Source organism: Candidatus Poribacteria bacterium (assembly GCA_026706025.1).
GTDB lineage: Bacteria > Poribacteria > WGA-4E > WGA-4E > WGA-3G > WGA-3G.
Genome location: JAPOZO010000068.1, coordinates 19,089 through 37,519, shown reverse-complemented (window position 1 = coordinate 37,519; position 18,431 = coordinate 19,089). Strand labels below are relative to the sequence as shown.

The window sequence follows — 18,431 nt, the reverse complement described above, 5'->3', positions numbered from 1 at the left end:
GATAGAGGACGATTATGAATAACACTGCTACAGTCTACTCCAGTGCTTGGTATGGAGATGAAGAACTGACTTTGAATTTTCCGACCGGTTGGGAGGTGGAGGTACTCGGCCCCAAAGACGCGCCCGTGCTTTCGGATACACAAATTGAACAGGCATTTGCTGAACCGATCGGCACACCTCGTATATCGGAACTCGCGAAAGGGAAAAAGAGTGCTGCTATCGTCGTTGATGACTTGAGCCGTCCGACACCTGCAGCGAAGGTTATCCCTATGCTTCTGCGTGAGTTAGCCACAGCAGGTGTCCCGAAGTCCGCAATCCGATTCGTTGTCGGTGGTGGTTCTCACCGACCTCTCACTGATGAAGAGGTTGCGAAGAAGATTGGTGCGACTGTCGCCGCTGAATATGAAGCAACGAGTCACGATTTCATGAGCGGCGATCTGCGTGCGCTGGGAAATCTTAGTAACGGGATGCCTATCTATCTCAATCGTGTCATTGCGGATGCGGATTTCAAAATCTGTCTTGGTGGTATTTATCCACACGGATCCGTCGGTTTCGGTGGCGGCGCGAAATTGGTCGTGCCGGGAATCGCAGGTTTCGCCACAATGTTTTATTTCCATACGTTCTCACCCGGACGCGGACACGCCGTTATTGAAAGAAAGGGGAGTGAACCGGATCATCGAGATTTCGCTGAGGAAGTAGCGGGTGTCCTCGGGCTTGATGTGATTGTCAACACGGTACTCAACAGCCGCCGTGAAATCTGTGGACTGTTCGTAGGTGATTTTGTGCAGGCGCACCGTAAAGGGGCGCACTTCGCTTTAGACACTTACGGCACAGAGATACCGGAAGCGAGTCGAAAAGAGACCGATTTAGTTGTACTCAACTGCTACCCACTTGACAGCGATCCGATCCAAACGGGTAAAGCGTTGTGGGCGACGCGTTATTTTGAAAAAGCGTATAAAATGGCACTCAACCCCGCATCAGACGGTATCTGCTACCATGGACTGTTTGAGGAGATTGATTTCGCACGCTTCTTACAACAGCGGGCGGAGCGGGCGCAATCTGAACTCCCACCCGCACAACTCGGAACGCAAGACCAACTGCACGTCTGGTCAGAACACTTTTTAGTCGATGATTTTTACAAAAAACATCCGGGGGACCTCCTCTTTAGAGATCTTGATCAGTTGATCGCGCTGTTCGCCGAGAGACTGCCATCTCAGGCGAAAGTCGCTGTTCTACCTTCCGCTGGAATTCAGGTGTTAGCCCCGGAGAAATAGATGCCGATACGAAAAGAAAGTACGGGTAATGCTTTCCTGCAAAACGCTAATACTTTCCTCGGTAAAGTCGAGACCGGCGCGTTGTGTCTCATTGTCGCCATGATGCTCGGGCTTGCGATACTCAAAATTGTCCTGCGTTACGTGTTCAGCACCAGTCTGTTGTGGAGCGATATAATGCTGCAACACTTGACGCTCTGGCTCTGCTTCTTCGGTGCCGCGCTCGCTACCTGTGAGAGACGACATATCAGTATTGATGTACTGAGTCGGATTCTGCCGAGAAGCGTCACGCGTTGGACCCATCTCGTTATTGACTGTATCGCCTTGGTCGTTGTCGGGATTTTAGCGTATTACGGTTTTCTCTTTCTTGGAGATGAACAGTCAAGCGAGGCTGTATTAATTGGCAGTGTCCCGTTGTGGTGGGCGAAAACTATTATTCCGTACGGTTTTGTTCTCATTGGTGTTCATGTGGTACTCCAGATTGGCATCCATCTAACAGGGAGTGCGGATACGCCAGATGCTATCGAGGGGGAACCTGACTGATGGGACTCATAATTGGCATCGGTTTGATAGGTTTCGCACTCCTCGGTGGCGCGCTTTTCGTTTTACTCGGTGGTGCCTCGATTATTGGATATGCCATGGCAGGCGAACCGATTGCGACAATCCTGATTGATTTCAACCGGCTCACCCGGAATTCGACAATCCTCATTATCCCACTTTTCACCTTTGCAGGATACATTATCGCTGAAGGGAAGGCACCGCAACGGTTGGTTGCGTTCGCGCGTGCGAGTGTTGGCTGGTTACCGGGCGGTATTGCTGTCGTCGTTCTCGGTACGTGTGCTTTCTTTACTACTTTCACAGGCGCGTCCGGCGTAACGATTATTGCCCTCGGTGGATTGGTCTATCCGATCCTGCGGCAAACCTATAACGAAAAATTTTCTCTCGGCTTGATAACGGCTTCTGGAAGTATCGGGCTGCTCTTTCCCCCGAGCGTTCCGCTCATCCTCTACGCGATTATCGCCCAGGTTCCTATTGACAGGATGTTCCTCGCGGGGATTATTCCCGGTCTCCTGATTCTCGGTGTTCTGAGTTTCTATTGCTGTGGATGGAGTGTTATCAAGAAGAGTGAGACAACACCGTTTGATTTGACGGTTTTCCTAAGAACACTCTGGGAAGCGAAGTGGGAACTCCTGCTGCCGTTTATTGTGTTGGGTGGTATTTTATCGGGTATCGTTACATTGGACGAGGCGGCTGCACTAACAGCCATCTATGCCTGTATCGTAGAAATGGGCATCCACCGTTCTATTTCGTTGAGAGTGTTACCGCGTATCGTCAAGGAGAGCACCTTACTTGTTGGTGCAATCCTTATTATTTTGGGTATCGCCTTAGGGTTGACAAACTATCTCATCACGCTTGATGTACCGACAGCCGTCCTCGACTGGATTCAATCAACAACAGAAAGTCGTGTCATTACACTCATCGGACTCAACGTCTTCTTGCTCATCATTGGGTGTCTGATGGACATCTTTTCGGCGATAATTATCGTGGTGCCGTTGCTGCTTCCTATTGCTGAGCAATTCGGGATTGATAAGGCGCATCTCGGGATCATCGTCTTAACCAACCTCGAAATTGGGTATTTGACCCCGCCTGTTGGCATGAATCTGTTCATTTCCAGCATGAAATTTGATCGGTCTGTCGTGCTGCTCTACCGTTCTGTCCTCTTATTTATCGCGCTGCTACTGGTAGCACTTGTTTTGGTGACGTATGTGCCGGAGTTGAGTCTCTGGCTCCCGCGAGTCTTTGGAAAAACATCAGCACCACTTCTCTAACTCTTCTTTTTTCTCGTGTTAAGGTTTCTAACTTTGGTGAGTGCTTTTTTGATCGCTGATCTGTAAATATGCCTATAACAGTGCACTTAAACCCGATGATGCTTCAACAGTTCCCAATTCGGCTCAAAACCGATGCCGGGCCGAGGCGGAACTGTAACATATCCATCAGCATCTAAAACCATCTGCGGGAGAAACATTTCACCGCGCAACGGATCAACAACCGGTGGATAGTATTCTAACATCAGACCGTTGTCCCGACTTGCAGCGATATGGATTTGCAATTCTTGCGCACCGTGTGGGGCAATCAATTTTTCGGCTCCCGACGCTTCTTCGACGACCTGCATCGCTGGGTCATAGCCGGGGAGGATAGCGACATCCAGATTGAATACATCCGCGCCGTCGTAATCAATCAGTGTTTGGAAATAGTGTAATCCGTATCCGTTTTCGCCGGTGGCGATTCGTATACCGTAATCTTGTGCTGTTGCCCGTAATGCCTTATGTCCGCGGTAATCGTGGCTATGAATTGGCTCTTCAAACCAGAAGATTTTGTTTGCCTGCAGCGCGGGCAGAAACGCACGCGCTTCTTCAATGGACAAGGCACAATTTGCGTCCACCATCACGGTAATACCGGAGCCGACTGTTTCACGAACCACTTCAATCCGTTTGATGTCCGTTTTAATCCCTGCATCGGGGTCGCCAATCTTCATCTTAACCGCGGTAGCGTTGAACGCATTTATATTCCGCGACATCTCTTCACGGAGTTCATCAAACCCTTTCTCTCTACCGTAGTAGCCACCGGCGATATAGGTACAGATACGTTGCTGTGTGCCACCGAGTAAGGCGTGAACCGATTTCCCTTCTATTTTTCCATGGACATCCCAGCACGCTTGGTTTATGGCTGCGAGTACCTGTGTGTGATACCCACCGGGTCCGTAGATTTTGTAGTTCTCAGCTAATCGTGAGACATAGGCAGTATCCGTTACATCGTGACCAATCAAGGCAGGGCGGAACAGGTCTACAAACTTTGGGAATATGGAGAGTGGACGGGTTGCAGCGGTGCCGCCATTAAAACCGTATCCGACGTGCGCTTCTGTCCCACTTTTGGCGGTTACCTTCACCAGATGGAGCCTGCCTTTATCATAGACATGCATGCCGTTCCAGATAGGCGGTTTGTCCCATTCATAGAGTTGGCTTTCAATGGCTGTGATTTTGAACGAATCTGTAAGCATTGATTTTCTATTCTTTCGTTACTGGTGGTGGTTCTGCTGCGAAGATCGTCAAACGCAATTCTTCGTCAAACATTTCATATTCAGGGGTCTTCCCGCTCAATGCCTCGCTCTCGTTCAAGATGATACCGACACCTTCTCCTCGACGTTCTAAAAAGTGTCGCCGACTCACCTGCCTACCCATCTCATCGTCTAATGTGATTTCGGAAAGCAATCGCGCGAGCAGTTCATTACGCGTGGCTTGGCTGTAACGCAGATTATCCACCGTCACAGTGTTTGCTAATGCCCCCGGCGAATAAAGTTCCAACCGATCGTCAAACATAAACAGCCGTATTTTTGAGCCTGTTTTTGAATAATCTCTATGCACAACCGCATTGACTATCGCCTCGAATACGGCGCGCATGCTATATTCAGGGTAATCTATTCTGCCAATGTCCTTCCGCGCTGCGACGGCGTTGTATCTTTTAACAAATCTCATGGTGTGTATGATCTGTTGGTCAAGTGGTCCCTTAAAGTCCTGCGCATCAAGTTGGTGGTCTGCATCCTTTTCCTTGCTAAGATAAAAAACGGCTTGAATGAAGCTATTGTAAAGGTAGTCATCGGGTTTCTCGTGACACATCAATACACCGGCCACAGAAGCGCGGTTCTGATTACCCTCCTTGACGAGCAAATGCCTTTTAAGAAGTAAATCCTCTATCTCATCATCTGTAGCACCTTCTGTGATAAATCGCTGATAGAGGTTTTGTCTGAGTGTGTCTTTATCCGTATTTGGTACGAACTGTTCGTCAAAAGCGATGATACGTGCTTGTGAGCGGGTTTGGAACAACCGCGCTAACTGCTCGGTGGGCATCTCTCTTTTGCTACTGCCTTGACGAATAAAGTAGCCGTTAGAGGTTTTATGAACAAAAAGACTTCTCGGCACCTCAATTTTTAACAGGTTTTTGTCATCAATCCGTAGTTTTTCTGTAAAAATGAGAACGATTGGATCAATACTGTCCTGACATATTTCGACGACTGTTTTTTCTGCTGCATCCAGTTTTTGTCGGTCAACTCCAACGATTTCCCCATTGTCGTCAACGCCGATCAATATCACGCCACCTCTTGCGTTCGCAAAGGCGGCGACTTCGTCGGCAAGACTACTTCTAAGCGGCAACTCTCTTTTGAATTCAATCGTTGCATCTTCGCCAAGATGTATTTTCTCTATGAGTTCGGTCAAACTGTCATACATATCTTTTCTCCTATTGTCCGACAGTATAGCATTATTGGTGTGTAATTTCAAGAAACTTGATGCTTACGAGAAGGGTTCTTTGCGATCATTATGTCGCTTGGATGTGCGTTCCAAAATAGGATGAAAAATCCCTTACAGAAGAGAAAAGGAACGCCTAATGCCAAAAACTTTACATATTTTTTTTATTTTCTTAAGCGGTGGAAAAGAATAAAAAAGGGCGAGGTTGAGCAACCTCGCCGAGGAAATTAAATAATAGGTTTGTCAATTCAGTGTTTCAGTCCATTCGTTGAGAACTCGCGCCATCTCAACGAAAACATCTTCTTCCGTTTTACGGCGTTTGAGGACCTTGAATCCATGGTCCGCTGTGTCCAGCAGATGTAAGGTTGCCTTGTCGCCAAGTTTTTCGCAGACAGGCTCTAATAGTTCGAGGACTGCCAATTTATCACGGGTGCCAGAGAGGAACAGCATCGGAATTGTGACATCAGCGAGGTGCTCGGCGCGCTCCGTGCCTTCTCTGCCAGACGGATGCAGTGGGAATGCGAAAAACACGAGACCTTTGACGTGTTCAATAGGTTCCTTCGCTGCGGACATTGAGGACATGCGCCCGCTATAGGAGTGTCCACCGACGAGGATGGATAAATCGCTTGCGGCTTCATGTGCAGCATTGGCAGCGGATCGGACGGTTTGGAGGGCGACTGCCTCCGATTCCCTACCGCCGCCACCACGTTCCATATAAGGGAACTGGTAACGGAACGTTGCAATACTTATATCTGCTAACCGTTCTGCGATTGTTTGGAGGGTTGCACTACGCATGTTTGTACCTGACCCGTGTCCGAGCACAAGCAGCCATTTCGCGTCGTCTGGACGCATTAGTATTGAGGAGACTTCGCCTTTTTCTGGCGTTGCGATAAACTTTGACTCGACTGTTTGATAACTCATTTTTATTCCTCTATGATTTTTATAAGACAAGGCTTACGTAAAATCCTATTCTTTGTAGTTCCGGCGAGGTTGGGAAACCTCGCCTACCGTGCAGTGGGGCGTGAATACTATAACCGTCGTGAGCACAGTTTGCTCGCACAGGAAAAATGCATTCTCTAACTACGCCAAGCACTGTTGCACGATGCCTCGGTAGGTCTCTAACCCCGCAATCTCTAACCCTTTGACCTTTGCGAGATCGTCCCATCGGCGTAACGTGAGGGCGTCTCGGAAATGTGGGATCTGTTCAAACGCCTCACGTTCCTCATCTGACATCACGCCTCCCTGAACTATGAGACTCCTTTTCGATGCCTCGGATAACCCGTCGTGGTAAGACGCATCGGTCGCACATAGATATCGCTTCGCTGGAACATGCAACCGAATTGGCGTTGTGACGGCTTCTGGGAAAAACGGTGCCAGATACTCCGCCCCTATCTCCTCGTGATTCAAGTCTATGTCCAGAAAGGCTTTATCGGCATTGTGTTCGTCTAAGATGATATGTCCGAGATCGTGGAGTAATGCCCCTGTAATCAGTGTAAGACTTGCATCGTTTTGCTGTGCGAGGGCAGCGCATTGGAGCGCGTGCTCCAGCTGCGTCACGACCTCATCGTAGAACGACTGCCCTTCTGCTTCCATGTAGTTGAACAACGCATCCACCTTCTGTTCTGCTGTTGCGTTTTTCATTTCGTATGCGAGGCTCTGGTCAATGTAGTTTGCCATGATTTACTGTTTTCCCTTGAAAATGTGCGATTTTGCTAATTTGTTTGTCTCGATTTGAACCATCTTTCTCATATTGGGAGAATGCCTCCCGTTTGTCGGCATAGTACTTCTCACGCCAGTCGCCTTGTGAGATGGCGTTGTAAGTGAGATAGATGATACGTCTCGGTTGCTCTGAACGATTTGCTGGACTTTTGTGTGGGATGTAAGAACCGAAAAGGAGAATGTCTCCAGGGTCTGTTGGTACCGCGATCCACTCCATCGCTGAGGCGGTCTCAGGCGCGACGCATCCCTTTTCGTCCAGTGCGATGAATCCCTCTTGATGCCGACCCGGTGAAAAATAGAGACATCCATTTTCGGGAGTCGCTGAATCCACCGAGATTAAACAGGTGATGTGGAAATTGATAAACTCGTAGGCGGGCGCGTCCTGATGCGCAGCGTAACCGCCACCGCCCGGGTATTTGTAGTTAATCTTTTCTTTATAGAGGACTGCGGGTTCTTCCATCAACTCGGAAACAACGGCTAACACTTTGCCGCTCGTCACGGTGGTTTTCATATTGGTGTGATACGGCACGAAATTTTCTGAGCGGGAAAGCCGTGCGCCGTCCGGTGTGGATTCGTAGTGATGCATCCACTTGCCGGATGTCGGTTCCCAATCTGAGATTTCAGAGACCCAGGTTTGCAGGTCCACCACTTCTTCGGCGGAGAAGAAGTGCGGGATTTTCAGATAACCGTTCGTTTTCCAGTCTCTGTGAAGTTCTGGATTTAGGTAAGACATAACGTTTTTCCTCGCGGATAATTTTCTTGCCCCAAGTATAACGTGGAGAACGTCTTTTGTCAAATTTTGAAGGATGTGTTGCGTCAACCTCTTAATCTTCGGGATCAGTGGGTTTCGTGCTGAACTGCAACGCGTTTGTAGCGTCTGCGACTTCCATCCGATAATCCCACCAGCCATTGTAATCTGCAGACAGGATCGTTAAGGTGTTCCAACCCTCTTTCAAAGGTAATTCAAAGTGTGCCCACCAAGAAAATAGATGTTTGCCCGGAATAGCGGCACCAGAAATCTCAACGCCGTTAAGATAGAGTCTTCCGAGATTGCTTCCCCATCCGATCTGCGCAAACACACGCCGTGCATCAGGGCTTTTGATATAGGAGGTGCCGAAGCCGTACGCCAACTCAGCGTCCCCAAAAACATCATTTAAATTGACGCGCTCCGATTCAGAACGATGTTCTTGCCAAGTAATTTCTCCTGATTGTCCTTGGTAAATCTTATTGAGATCGGATTCCGGTAATGATATTTTGAGAAAACTCTGTGGGACATCGTTCTGATCGACGGGAGTTTCTGTGACATCAAGGGCAAAGGGACCGAGAAGCATCCAATCTTTAAGGATACGCATATCTTCTCCGTCAATAGGGTGGAACAACTGCCTCCTGCTCAACAATTGTTCACCACCATAGAGTGCTGAATAATTGTAGGTCGGCAGCGGGAGGAAGTCATCCGATGGGACTGAAAAGGTGACAGTTGTTTTTGCGGTTTGCCCGGGTTTGGCTTGAAGAGAGAGTTGATTTGGGGAGACCTGCCAATTCTCACTTGAATTGAAAACTATTTCAAGTTTCAGCAGTTTTTCAAGCGTGTTTTCGAGGATTATTTCAAGTTTTCCGCTGGAGAGCGGTTGATCTCTGTTGAGATTAAACTGCGGCTTAAAAGTAAGCAAGTTCGCAAGCCGATTTTTAAACGCTGCCGTCGAAATGTCCGCGGGATGGATATTCCCGGGTTCAATAATCGCGATATTAACCGCTTCGTCATCTACGGTTACAATACTATAGTGGTCAAATGCACCGTATTCTCGTACTTCCTGCGGTGTAAATCCGCCGCCGGTAGCACCGAGGACGAAGTATCGGTGATCGTTGCGTGTATGAAGCGTCAGGTTATGATAGTGCCCCGCGAAAACTGTATATGCACGTTCACCGAGTGCCGCCTCAATTTTTTCCCAACCGGAGTGTTCCTGAAGCCATAGCGGTCTGTGCAGCAGGACAAACGTATGTCGGACATCCGAGTGTTTTGCTAATTCATCTTCCACATACTTCGTCTGCTCATCTCCAAACCAGCCTTTCTCCCAGTCCCATTCCTCTGCCTGTACAGGATGGTGCCACTCCTCAGTATTCAGCATTATAAATAGACAATTTTTATAGGTAAACGCCGAATAGGTGCGTCCGAGATATTCTTTCCAATAGTCATACATCACTGGGTTGGTAATATCATGGTTACCAGGCAACGGAAGAAAAGGCACGATTAAATCGGACTGATGCCCCCAAAATTCTTTCCATTCCGCCGTGAGTTGTTTAAGGTCTCTTGTGTCTCCCTGTATTAGGTCGCCGACCATGATAGCGAAGTCGGGTTTCAATATGTTGATTTCGTCTATTGCGCGGTCAAACACTGGCCACTTATCCAAACCGCCACCGGTTTTGTCGCCGATAATCGCGAAACTGAATTTGTCTGGGTCATTTGAGAACGGTCGTTCGACGATTGGCATCCGTTCTGGAAAATTGGGTGTTTGGGCGACGGCTGTAGCAGCAATGGTAACGCATAAAGCGGCTACTGTGATAATCTTGGCAAAGTTTGCCAGTTTCCAAGATCGCGTTATCTGTTTGTATGTATGAGACATTTAATTGTGTCCCTCCTCCGTATATAAAGTAAATGGTATCTTTCAATAGGCGTGCTTTGCAAACGCGTCAATAGCGAACTCTGTTTCTTGGTAGTAATGCCTGAATTTTCTATCTTCGCCTTTCAATCGGATTCTGGAATGGGCAAAACGTCGCGATAGACCGGTTCCATCTTTTCGGAGTATGTACCCCCGCGAACCCACACGACAGGACGGATATTTTTTGCATCCTTTTTAGGGATACGTTCTGCATTTGCACTGATGTAGTGTGCAACATTACACCGTCGAAAGCGCGAACTGTGATTATCGGTGCTTTTATGGAGGAGTTGGTTGTTGAACCAAACGACTGCCCCAGGCGGTGCTTCAACAGCGACACCATCTGTGTCCTTAGCATCACGTGCAATTTTAAACTCCGCTTGTTGTGAACCTTCAAGGTCCTCATGCTTAAGAATACCGTGCTTGTGGCTACCGGGGATAACGTATAGACACCCGTTGTCTCGATCAGCGGCATCAATCGCAGTCCACGTGCCGACGGTCATTTCAGTTTTGTACTGATGGTTGAAATACCATTTATCTTGATGCCACGGGAACCCTAAGCCAATCTTTGGGGATTTCCAGATATACAGATTATTGAGACCCAGTAGATTTGGCCCGAGTAGGTCAACGATCGGATCCGTTAGGCGCGGATCACGGACACGCGCAAGGAATTCTGGGATGTAACAACTCACATGATGGATTTTGTGCATCGCATGGATACCCGATGCGTCCACTTTTCCATCTCTGACCAAGGCGTTTTGATTGATATTCGCCGTGGGGAAAGATCGTTTTCCTACAGCAATATCGTCAGCGATGTGTCGTAAACTGTCATTTTCTTTTTCTGTGAAAACGTCGTAACGGACAAAATATCCGTTTTCTTCCCAAAAAGATCGTTCTTCAGGTGTTATCGCAAATTCCTGTTGTGGTTGTGCTGTGTTTGTGTCCATTAATCCTCCTGTTCTTTGGGGATCGGCAAAGCGTCCCGATAGACGGGTTCCATCTTCTCGGAGTATGTATCCCCCCGAACCCACATCACCGGTTTGATATGATTTATGTTCTTATACGGCAGACGTTCTGAATCCGCACTGATATAATGAGCAACACTACATCTACGAAACCGTCCACTGTGGTTATTGGTGCTTTTATGGAGGAGTCGGTTGTCGAAAAAGATGACACTTCCGGGTGGCACTTCAACAGCGACACCGTCTTCGTCCTTGGCACCGCGCGCGCTCTTAAACTCGTTTTGTTGTGAACCTTCGAGCTCCTCATGCTCAAGAACGCCGTCCTTGTGGCTACCGGGAATAACGTACAAACACCCATTCTCTAAATCTGCGGCATCAATCGCAGTCCATGTGCCAACTGTCTTGTCCGTCTTATACTGTCTATTAAAATACCATCTATCTTGATGCCACGGAAAACCGAGACCGATTTTTGGCGGTTTCCAGATATACAGATTGTTGAGACCGAGGATATTTGGACCTATTAAGTCAACAACGGGATCGGTGAGACGCGGATCACGTGTGCGTGCGAGGAACTCAGGCGCGTAATTATTTATATGATGAATACAGTGCATCGCGTAGGTCCCCGATGCTTCAGTTTTTCCATCTCTGACTAACGCATTTTGGTGGACATTTTTCGTACGGAAGGGACGTTTACCGGTGGCGATGTCATCAGCGATTTGCGCCAAAAAGTCGTTCTCGTCTTTCGTGAAAACGTCGTAACGGATAAAGTAGCCGTTTTCGTCCCAAGAGGCTCGTTCTTCAGGGGTCAGTCTAAATTTCCGTTCTTCGGTTGTTGTATTTGTATCCATTCTTGCTCCTTTCAACATGATTTCTCAGTCCTTCACGTTACTGTATTCTATTCGGATTCTGAGATGGGTAAAGTGTCGTGGTGGACTTCATCAGACAGCGTTGGGTATACTTTACCCCGAACCCACGAGACTGGAAGTATATGCTTTACATTCTTATACAGGGTCCGTTCCGCCTTTGCACTCAAGTAATGTGCAACACTACACCGCCGAAAACGCTCAGTGGTGTTATCAGTGCTTTTATGGAGGAGTCGGTTGTCGAAAAAGATGACACTTCCGGGTGGCACTTCAATGGCAACCCCATCTTCGTCCTTGGCACCAAGTGCCAGTTTAAACTCCTGTTGTTGCGATCCTTCAAGTTCAACATGCTCAAGGATTTCGTCTTTGTGGCTACCGGGTATAACGTATAGACACCCATTATCTATATCTGCGGCATCAATGGCAGCCCACGTACCGACGGTAGTTGGGGTTTTAAACATAGATTGCGTATACCATCTATCTTGATGCCACGGGAACCCTAAACCGATTTTCGGCGGTTTCCAAATATAGAGAATGGTGAGACTGAGGAGATCTGGACCGAGGACATCAACAATGGGGTCGGTGAGACGGGGATCACGTGCCCGGGCAAGGAATTCAGGGGAATAAAGATTCATTTGATAGATACTGTGCATCGCGTGGATACCCGATGCTTCGACTTTTCCATCCCTGACTAACGCATTTTGATGGATGTGACGGTCTGGGTAGGGTATTTTTCCGAGCGCAATGTCATCAGCGACCTGACTTAAAAAGTCGTTTTCTTCTTTACTGAAAACGTCGTAACGGACAAAGTAGCCGTTCTCGTTCCAAAAAGCACGTTCATCAGGCGTTAAGCGGAATTTGCGTTTTTCAGGCGTTATGTTTATGTCCATCCATGCGCCTCATAATTCATGACCCACTACTTAGAACTTACGCATCTTTTCGTGTACCCTTACACAACAAGCAATGCAGGCGGGGTTTTAAACCTCACCCGCAAGGGTAAGACCTACTCCTCTAAAATCGGTATAACGTCACGTTGCACTCCATCTGCCATGCCGGGATAGATTTTACCCCGAATCCACATCGGAGGACGTTTTTTATTCATAGCCTCAGGACGTGTCCATTCTCCTTTAGCATTCATATAATGTGCGATATTTGCACGTCTGAAACGTTCACTGTGGTTATCCGTGCTTTTATGGAGGACTTGGCTATTAAACCAGATGACCGCGCCAGCAGGAACTTCTACCGCGACGCCGTCTTCATCACGAGCACCTTCTGCCTGTTTAAACTCTCCTTGTTGTGAGCCTTCAAGTTCCTTATGGTCCCGAACGCCATGCTTATGGCTGCCGGGGATAACGTATAAACAACCATTTCCTTTATCAGCGGCATCAATAGCAGACCAGGTCGCGACTGTCGTTCCTGTTTTATATTGATGGTTAAAATACCATTTATCCTGATGCCACGGGAACCCTAAACCGATTTTTGGCGGTTTCCAAATATAGAGGTTGTTGAGACCGAGGAGATCTGGACCGAGGATGTCAACGGCGGGGTCAGTGAGACGCGGATCGCGCGTCCGTGCAAGGAATTCTGGGCAATTACAACTCACATATTGGATATTGTGCATTGCGTAGATGCCTTGTGCTTTGACTTTACCGTCTCTGACTAAAGCATTTTCAAAGATATGATAACCTGGAAAGGGTCGTTTTCCATCAACAATGTCATCAGCGATTTGCGCTAAAAAGTCATTCTCTTCTTTTCTGAAAACGTCGTAACGGACAAAGTAGCCGTTTTCCTCCCAAGCGGCTCGTTCTTCAGGTGTGAGTCTAAATTTTCGTTCCTCAGATGTTATATTTGTGTTCACGCATGCTCCTATTGACAAGTTTTATACGGCACGATCCAGTCATCGACCAGTCTTTATTTTACTCGGATTCCGTGATAGGTAAAGTGTCACGATAGACACCCTCAGACAGGGTTGGGTATATTTTACCGCTAACCCACATAAGCGGACGCATATAATTCTTATGTGGCACTCGTTCTGCCTTCGCACTGATATAATGTGCGATGTTACTTCGTCGAAAGCGTCCAGTGTTGTTATCAGTACTTTTATGAAGGATCCGGTTGTCGAAAAAGATGACACTTCCGGGTGGGATTTCAACGGCGACGCCATCTTCGTCCCGCGCACCGATTGCCTGCTTAAATTCCTGTTGTTGTGAACCTTCAAGCTCAACATGCTCAAGGATGCCGATTTTATGGCTACCGGGTATAACGTATAGACACCCGTTTTCTTTATCAGCGGCATCAATAGCCGTCCACGTGCCGACTGTGGTTTTGGTTTTAAACTGCGGTCGTGTATACCACCTATCCTGATGCCATGGGAACCCTAAGCCAATTTTCGGCGGTTTCCAGATATAGAGACTATTGAGACCGAGGAGATCTGGACCGAGGATGTCAACAACAGGGTCGGTAAGACGCGGATCACGCGTGCGTTCAAGGAATTCAGGAGAGTAAAGATTCATTTGGTGGATGCTGTGCATCGCGTGGATACCGGATGCTTCAACTTTTCCGTCTCTCACTAACGCGTTCTGAAAGATACGGTGGTCTGGGAAGGGTATCTTTCCGAGAGCGATGTCATCAGCAACTTGCGTTAAAAGGTCATTTTCTGCTTCGGTAAAAACGTCGTAACGGACAAAGTAGCCGTTCTCGTCCCAAGCGGCTCGTTCTTCAGGGGTCAGTCTAAATTCCCGTTCTTTGGGAGTTGTGTTCACTAATTTTTTCCTTGCCCCTAATAAAACATGGGATGTTTGCGCGTTTGAACCTCGCCATTTTCAGGGGTGCGCTTACTGGTTATTTTCTGAGTCTTAGGGAGAATGGAAGCGTCTGTAGCTGCCGCCAACTATGGGCAACTACAGACATCAATACGTTACATCGAGAAGTCGCCGACAAAGACGTTGTTCTCAGCACCGCTTTGCTGCCACATCACCGGGAGGTGCGTGTCTTTATAGCGATAGACTTCAGATTTACCGACGATGGCGTTCTGAAGCGTTGTCAGCGGTTTATACCAAATCTGATGCGGTTGTGTGCAGCCTGCGCACGGGTAGCGGTTGGCTGAGAGCGCGAGGGCTTTTCCGACCGTTACATCGTATTTGGTTCCATTTTTTGTAAATGTGATAGGGGCGGTTTGGGTCGCAACGACTTCACCTAAAACGTCCGCGCGTTTTGTTGTGAGCATGTCTTTGAGCGCGGCACGCTGTTCCGGTGTGGTGTTTGTGTCTACATACAACACACTTTTTCGGGTTTGGGTGTCGGTTGCCAAGTTGTTTTTCGCACTGATAACAGCGACGACAGTTAAATCGTTCAGTGAAACGCCGTTCCAATTCCCTTCATGGATGTTCCAGACGGCTGTCGCTTCTCTCCCGCCTTCAACATATTCGGCACCGAAGTGGCACGCGCCGACATACACACTCGCTGACCGGGCTTCAATGTATTCGCCTTGTACTGTTGGGGTTTCAGTCGCGAAAGCGAACCCCGCTACGAAGGTCAAAGCGAGTGTTGTTAAAACAAGTATACCTTTCATGCGCTATTCCTCCTTACGCTTTGCTTGAGTGGCGTGTAGTTTACAAACCGGGTTCGCGTTACCGGTCTCGAACAGAATACTACACCGTTTACTGTTATTATACCCTGACGCGTGTAGGATGTCAACCTTTTTTATTACAGCGGAGGCATTCAATTCTCTATTTTTTCACCTAATCTGGTCACGGCACTTTATGCTGATTATCGGTAAAGTATTTCGAGCCATCAATTTGATGAATGCGCCACTCACCTGACTTCTTTGTGAAGTAAAAACGTCCAAGTGCGTTGTAACACTTAGAGGGTAAATCCGGGGTATAGTAAAACATGGAGCCCTTTGCACTCGCTTCTACCCAAGGGGCACTAACATTCTCAGGGCGAATATAAAAATCTATCAGTTCCCAATTTGGATCGCCCTGACAATCTAATTCCTCCCATCTTCCTTGAATATAAATTTTGACATCGTTCCACCCATAGACAACGCCAGTAGTGTTAGTCCCAAATTCAATGCCCGCTGTGATATCCAATGTATCTTGGAGTGCCGTCATGTCTTCTGTTACATAGGCTTTAATGAAAGCGCGATAGACCTGCTGAATGGCTTGTTTTTCGGCTTCATAATCAATTTGTTTAACGACGACTTCCTCTTCCGGTACTTTTTCTACGTAGGACTTATCAATGTAGGGTGCTGTCGGAAACAGGACAAATTCAATAAATTTGAGTGGCTCCTCAGTTTGTTCTTGGTCAATGTCGAGGTCAACATCACCGCAGCTCAGAAGGCATACCGATACGGCTATCACCAATAATACGATCACTCCAGTTCCAAAACTTCTTTTTCTGCACACGATTTCACCTCCAGAAAATGTGCTAATAAGCGAGCATATTGAGGTTTACTGAAAAAGTGAGAATTTCATCGTTGAATATTATCTCACTCGGGTCATCAACTCTCGTTGTCTTGGCGTTGCCAGAATTCACTGTGAAGTCAATACTCCAGTGAGACAGGAATTCATAACCGATACCACCTGAGACAGAGACTCCGGTCTGTCTGGCATTTTCCAATGTAAGCGGCGGTTGCCACGTTACGAGTGTTGCCAACCCGATATTGCCGACGAGGTAAAGACCTATCCTTCGGAATGGAAAATACATGAATCCCATTCCCGCGGCACCATTGGCAACCATCGTATCCTTATAGAAATGCTGGAGTGGAAGCCATGAAATGCGGCTCGTGTAGTAGAGTAAGAACTGATCGGAAAGTCCGTGGCCGATTTTCAACTCTGTTACCAATGCGGATCTTGTTTGACGTTCGGTTGACCATTCGCTTTCGTACGCATGTCTCCAATAGTATTCGGCGAGCGGTTTCGTAAAACTGGTGCTACCCACACCGACACCCAGACCAAAAATAAAGCCTTTACGCCTCCCACGGTAGTTTTTCCTTACCAACCGGACAAGCGTGTCTTTGCGTTCTTCATAGATGAAGTCGCGCTCCTGATCTCTGAAAGCGTGGGCACTATCGAATGGATAGAGTATTAAAAAGGTGGCAATTAATACGAAATATCCCAACGGTAATGTGATTGTTTTCAAGCGTCTAATCCTCCTTAACACTCTTCTGTCAAATCTCCATCCTTTAGGTTTGGGCACCTTGACGAGAACCGACTGCTGATAACTGAACGCCTTTGGTCTGTCATCTATTTGTGCGCGCGAAAATTAAAATGACTATGATAACACAAAGGATCAGCACCCAGTACATAGGGACGGGGGCTTCGAGAAAGTCAACAATAGTGTCCTTTTTGGTCATCTTGAGCGGAACATAATAATGTCCACCCTTACCAAGTATAACGGCCCTAACTCGATCATCGTATCCATCTTTGTAGATACTGATAAGGTATTTACCTGCGGGGATGCCAGCATGTTCAAAATCGCCGTTGGGATCTGTTGTGGTTGTAAACTCCGTGCCATCTGTAGCAACAATGATGACTCTAACGCCTTCAATTGGGTTCTGTTCCACGGTCGTATCAACAATCTGTCCGCGGACGGTGCCACCTTGTTGTAGGGAGTCGTCGCGGATTGTGCCTCCCTGTAGGAAGTCGTTTTGTGCAAAGGCAATATCAACAGAGAGGACCAGATATGAAACGCAGATTAACGCTAAATTTAAACGGGGCATCGGATCTATCCTCCTTTAATTTCGCGATCGTCCTTCGCAAGGAGGCTAATTATTTTCCTGCTTCTGCTAATAGACGTTGGAGCGTTCCGCCTAAAATCTCCGCTTTATCTGCCTCTGGGATAAAAGTACAGTGCGTACGAAACGCCTCAAGCGCGTGTTGATACGTCATAAAGTTGCGAACAACTGGATAGTCGGATCCCCAACAGAGACGACCGGGACCGAAATGTTCGTAAAGGGCGCGCACAATCCAGTGTGTATCCGAATGCGGATAATCCCACGAGACCTGCGAGACATAGGCAAAGCCTGACATCTTAATATGAATATTCGGGACATTTGCTGAGGCGAGCACCTGCTTGAGTTGGGGATACGGGTGTTCTTCGCCTGCCCGCGCGCCGCCCATGTGATGACACAGAAATGGAATACTCGGAAACTCTGCAGCGATTTTACGGAGTGCCTCATGTTGGTGGCTTCCCATGGCAATGCTCGCAATGAGTCGCATTTCAGATGTTGTGTGAAAGAAACGTTCTCCCTCTTCAGAGAAAAACCAGCTCCCATCATCATCGCCTCTGAGGTAATGCGTGTAGCCTTTAAGGTTGTACATTTCTGCTGCCGTTTTCAACCGATCCGCTGCGCCATCTGTATGATACGTGTCTGTCCATGAGCAATCCACATCGGCGAATTGAATCAACCGTTCCGGATAACGTTTGACGCATGCTGCGACGTAATCGTTGTTGTCAGGGTTTCTCTCAATGCGTGCACAGATAAGCACTGCTTTGTCAACATTGTGCAGATCCATTTCGTGGAGGAGTTGTTCAATTTTACCGCGGCTTTCGTCATCAGGGACGGGTGGTTGGTAGGGCCACCGGGGCCATGCGTGTGTATGTGAATCAATTATCATTTTTTTCTCCTGAGAATGTTTCTCTTCGCTGGTGAGTTTCC

General features: G+C 47.8%; 19 protein-coding genes. 3 read left to right on the top strand and 16 right to left on the bottom strand.

The features are described from left to right. Positions 1-14: 14 nt before the first annotated feature. The 3 genes from OXH00_17565 to OXH00_17555 are packed head-to-tail and all read left to right on the top strand — an operon-like array spanning position 15 to position 3,100. On the top strand, positions 15-1,274 hold the full coding sequence (locus OXH00_17565; GenBank protein ID MCY3742827.1) for a lactate racemase domain-containing protein: 1,260 nt from the start codon (positions 15-17) through the stop codon (positions 1,272-1,274). Further along, positions 1,275-1,814, top strand: coding sequence for a TRAP transporter small permease (locus OXH00_17560; protein MCY3742826.1), 540 nt, complete (start codon positions 1,275-1,277; stop codon positions 1,812-1,814). It begins immediately after the preceding gene. After that, entirely contained in the window at positions 1,814-3,100 is a 1,287-nt protein-coding gene (locus OXH00_17555; protein ID MCY3742825.1) for a TRAP transporter large permease, read from the top strand. The genes OXH00_17560 and OXH00_17555 overlap by 1 nt, the downstream gene beginning before the upstream one ends. Before the next feature lie 86 nt (positions 3,101-3,186). Here OXH00_17555 and OXH00_17550 read toward each other — a convergent pair whose 3' ends face one another. From OXH00_17550 to OXH00_17475, 16 genes are all read right to left on the bottom strand, one after another. Then, complete coding sequence (locus OXH00_17550; GenBank protein MCY3742824.1) at positions 3,187-4,329, bottom strand: mandelate racemase/muconate lactonizing enzyme family protein; 1,143 nt, start codon at positions 4,327-4,329, stop codon at positions 3,187-3,189. 7 nt (positions 4,330-4,336) lie between these two features. After that, on the bottom strand, positions 4,337-5,554 hold the full coding sequence (locus OXH00_17545; protein ID MCY3742823.1) for a putative DNA binding domain-containing protein: 1,218 nt from the start codon (positions 5,552-5,554) through the stop codon (positions 4,337-4,339). A gap of 261 nt (positions 5,555-5,815) precedes the next feature. After that, entirely contained in the window at positions 5,816-6,493 is a 678-nt protein-coding gene (locus tag OXH00_17540; GenBank protein ID MCY3742822.1) for an alpha/beta hydrolase, read from the bottom strand. Positions 6,494-6,652: 159 nt separating this feature from the next. Beyond that, the gene (locus OXH00_17535) at positions 6,653-7,249 is read right to left on the bottom strand and encodes an HD domain-containing protein (protein ID MCY3742821.1); all 597 of its coding nucleotides are present in this window, start codon (positions 7,247-7,249) and stop codon (positions 6,653-6,655) included. Beyond that, on the bottom strand, positions 7,233-8,024 hold the full coding sequence (locus OXH00_17530) for a phytanoyl-CoA dioxygenase family protein (GenBank protein ID MCY3742820.1): 792 nt from the start codon (positions 8,022-8,024) through the stop codon (positions 7,233-7,235). The genes OXH00_17535 and OXH00_17530 overlap by 17 nt, the downstream gene beginning before the upstream one ends. Before the next feature lie 91 nt (positions 8,025-8,115). Next, positions 8,116-9,912, bottom strand: coding sequence for a metallophosphoesterase (locus OXH00_17525; GenBank protein ID MCY3742819.1), 1,797 nt, complete (start codon positions 9,910-9,912; stop codon positions 8,116-8,118). 122 nt (positions 9,913-10,034) lie between these two features. Beyond that, positions 10,035-10,892, bottom strand: a complete 858-nt coding sequence (locus OXH00_17520) for a phytanoyl-CoA dioxygenase family protein (GenBank protein ID MCY3742818.1) — start codon at positions 10,890-10,892, stop codon at positions 10,035-10,037. Next, positions 10,892-11,755 carry a phytanoyl-CoA dioxygenase family protein gene (locus OXH00_17515; protein ID MCY3742817.1) on the bottom strand — a complete coding sequence of 288 codons (864 nt, stop codon included), beginning with the start codon at positions 11,753-11,755 and terminating at the stop codon, positions 10,892-10,894. Before OXH00_17515 ends, OXH00_17520 begins: the two co-directional genes overlap by 1 nt. A gap of 47 nt (positions 11,756-11,802) precedes the next feature. Next, complete coding sequence (locus tag OXH00_17510) at positions 11,803-12,660, bottom strand: phytanoyl-CoA dioxygenase family protein (protein ID MCY3742816.1); 858 nt, start codon at positions 12,658-12,660, stop codon at positions 11,803-11,805. 113 nt (positions 12,661-12,773) lie between these two features. Further along, a complete protein-coding gene (locus OXH00_17505; GenBank protein ID MCY3742815.1) occupies positions 12,774-13,628 on the bottom strand; it encodes a phytanoyl-CoA dioxygenase family protein in 855 nt (284 codons plus the stop codon). A gap of 58 nt (positions 13,629-13,686) precedes the next feature. Then, on the bottom strand, positions 13,687-14,532 hold the full coding sequence (locus OXH00_17500; protein ID MCY3742814.1) for a phytanoyl-CoA dioxygenase family protein: 846 nt from the start codon (positions 14,530-14,532) through the stop codon (positions 13,687-13,689). Between the two features lie 155 nt (positions 14,533-14,687). After that, positions 14,688-15,341: a DUF1326 domain-containing protein gene (locus OXH00_17495; GenBank protein ID MCY3742813.1), complete on the bottom strand. Its 654-nt coding sequence runs from the start codon at positions 15,339-15,341 to the stop codon at positions 14,688-14,690. Between the two features lie 178 nt (positions 15,342-15,519). Then, positions 15,520-16,176: a hypothetical protein gene (locus tag OXH00_17490; GenBank protein ID MCY3742812.1), complete on the bottom strand. Its 657-nt coding sequence runs from the start codon at positions 16,174-16,176 to the stop codon at positions 15,520-15,522. Positions 16,177-16,198: 22 nt separating this feature from the next. Next, positions 16,199-16,912: a hypothetical protein gene (locus OXH00_17485; protein MCY3742811.1), complete on the bottom strand. Its 714-nt coding sequence runs from the start codon at positions 16,910-16,912 to the stop codon at positions 16,199-16,201. Between the two features lie 100 nt (positions 16,913-17,012). Continuing rightward, positions 17,013-17,492 (bottom strand): carboxypeptidase-like regulatory domain-containing protein, encoded by a 480-nt coding sequence (locus OXH00_17480; GenBank protein MCY3742810.1) that lies wholly within the window; start codon positions 17,490-17,492, stop codon positions 17,013-17,015. A 49-nt stretch (positions 17,493-17,541) separates the two neighbouring features. Then, positions 17,542-18,390: an amidohydrolase family protein gene (locus tag OXH00_17475; protein ID MCY3742809.1), complete on the bottom strand. Its 849-nt coding sequence runs from the start codon at positions 18,388-18,390 to the stop codon at positions 17,542-17,544. Positions 18,391-18,431: the final 41 nt, after the last annotated feature.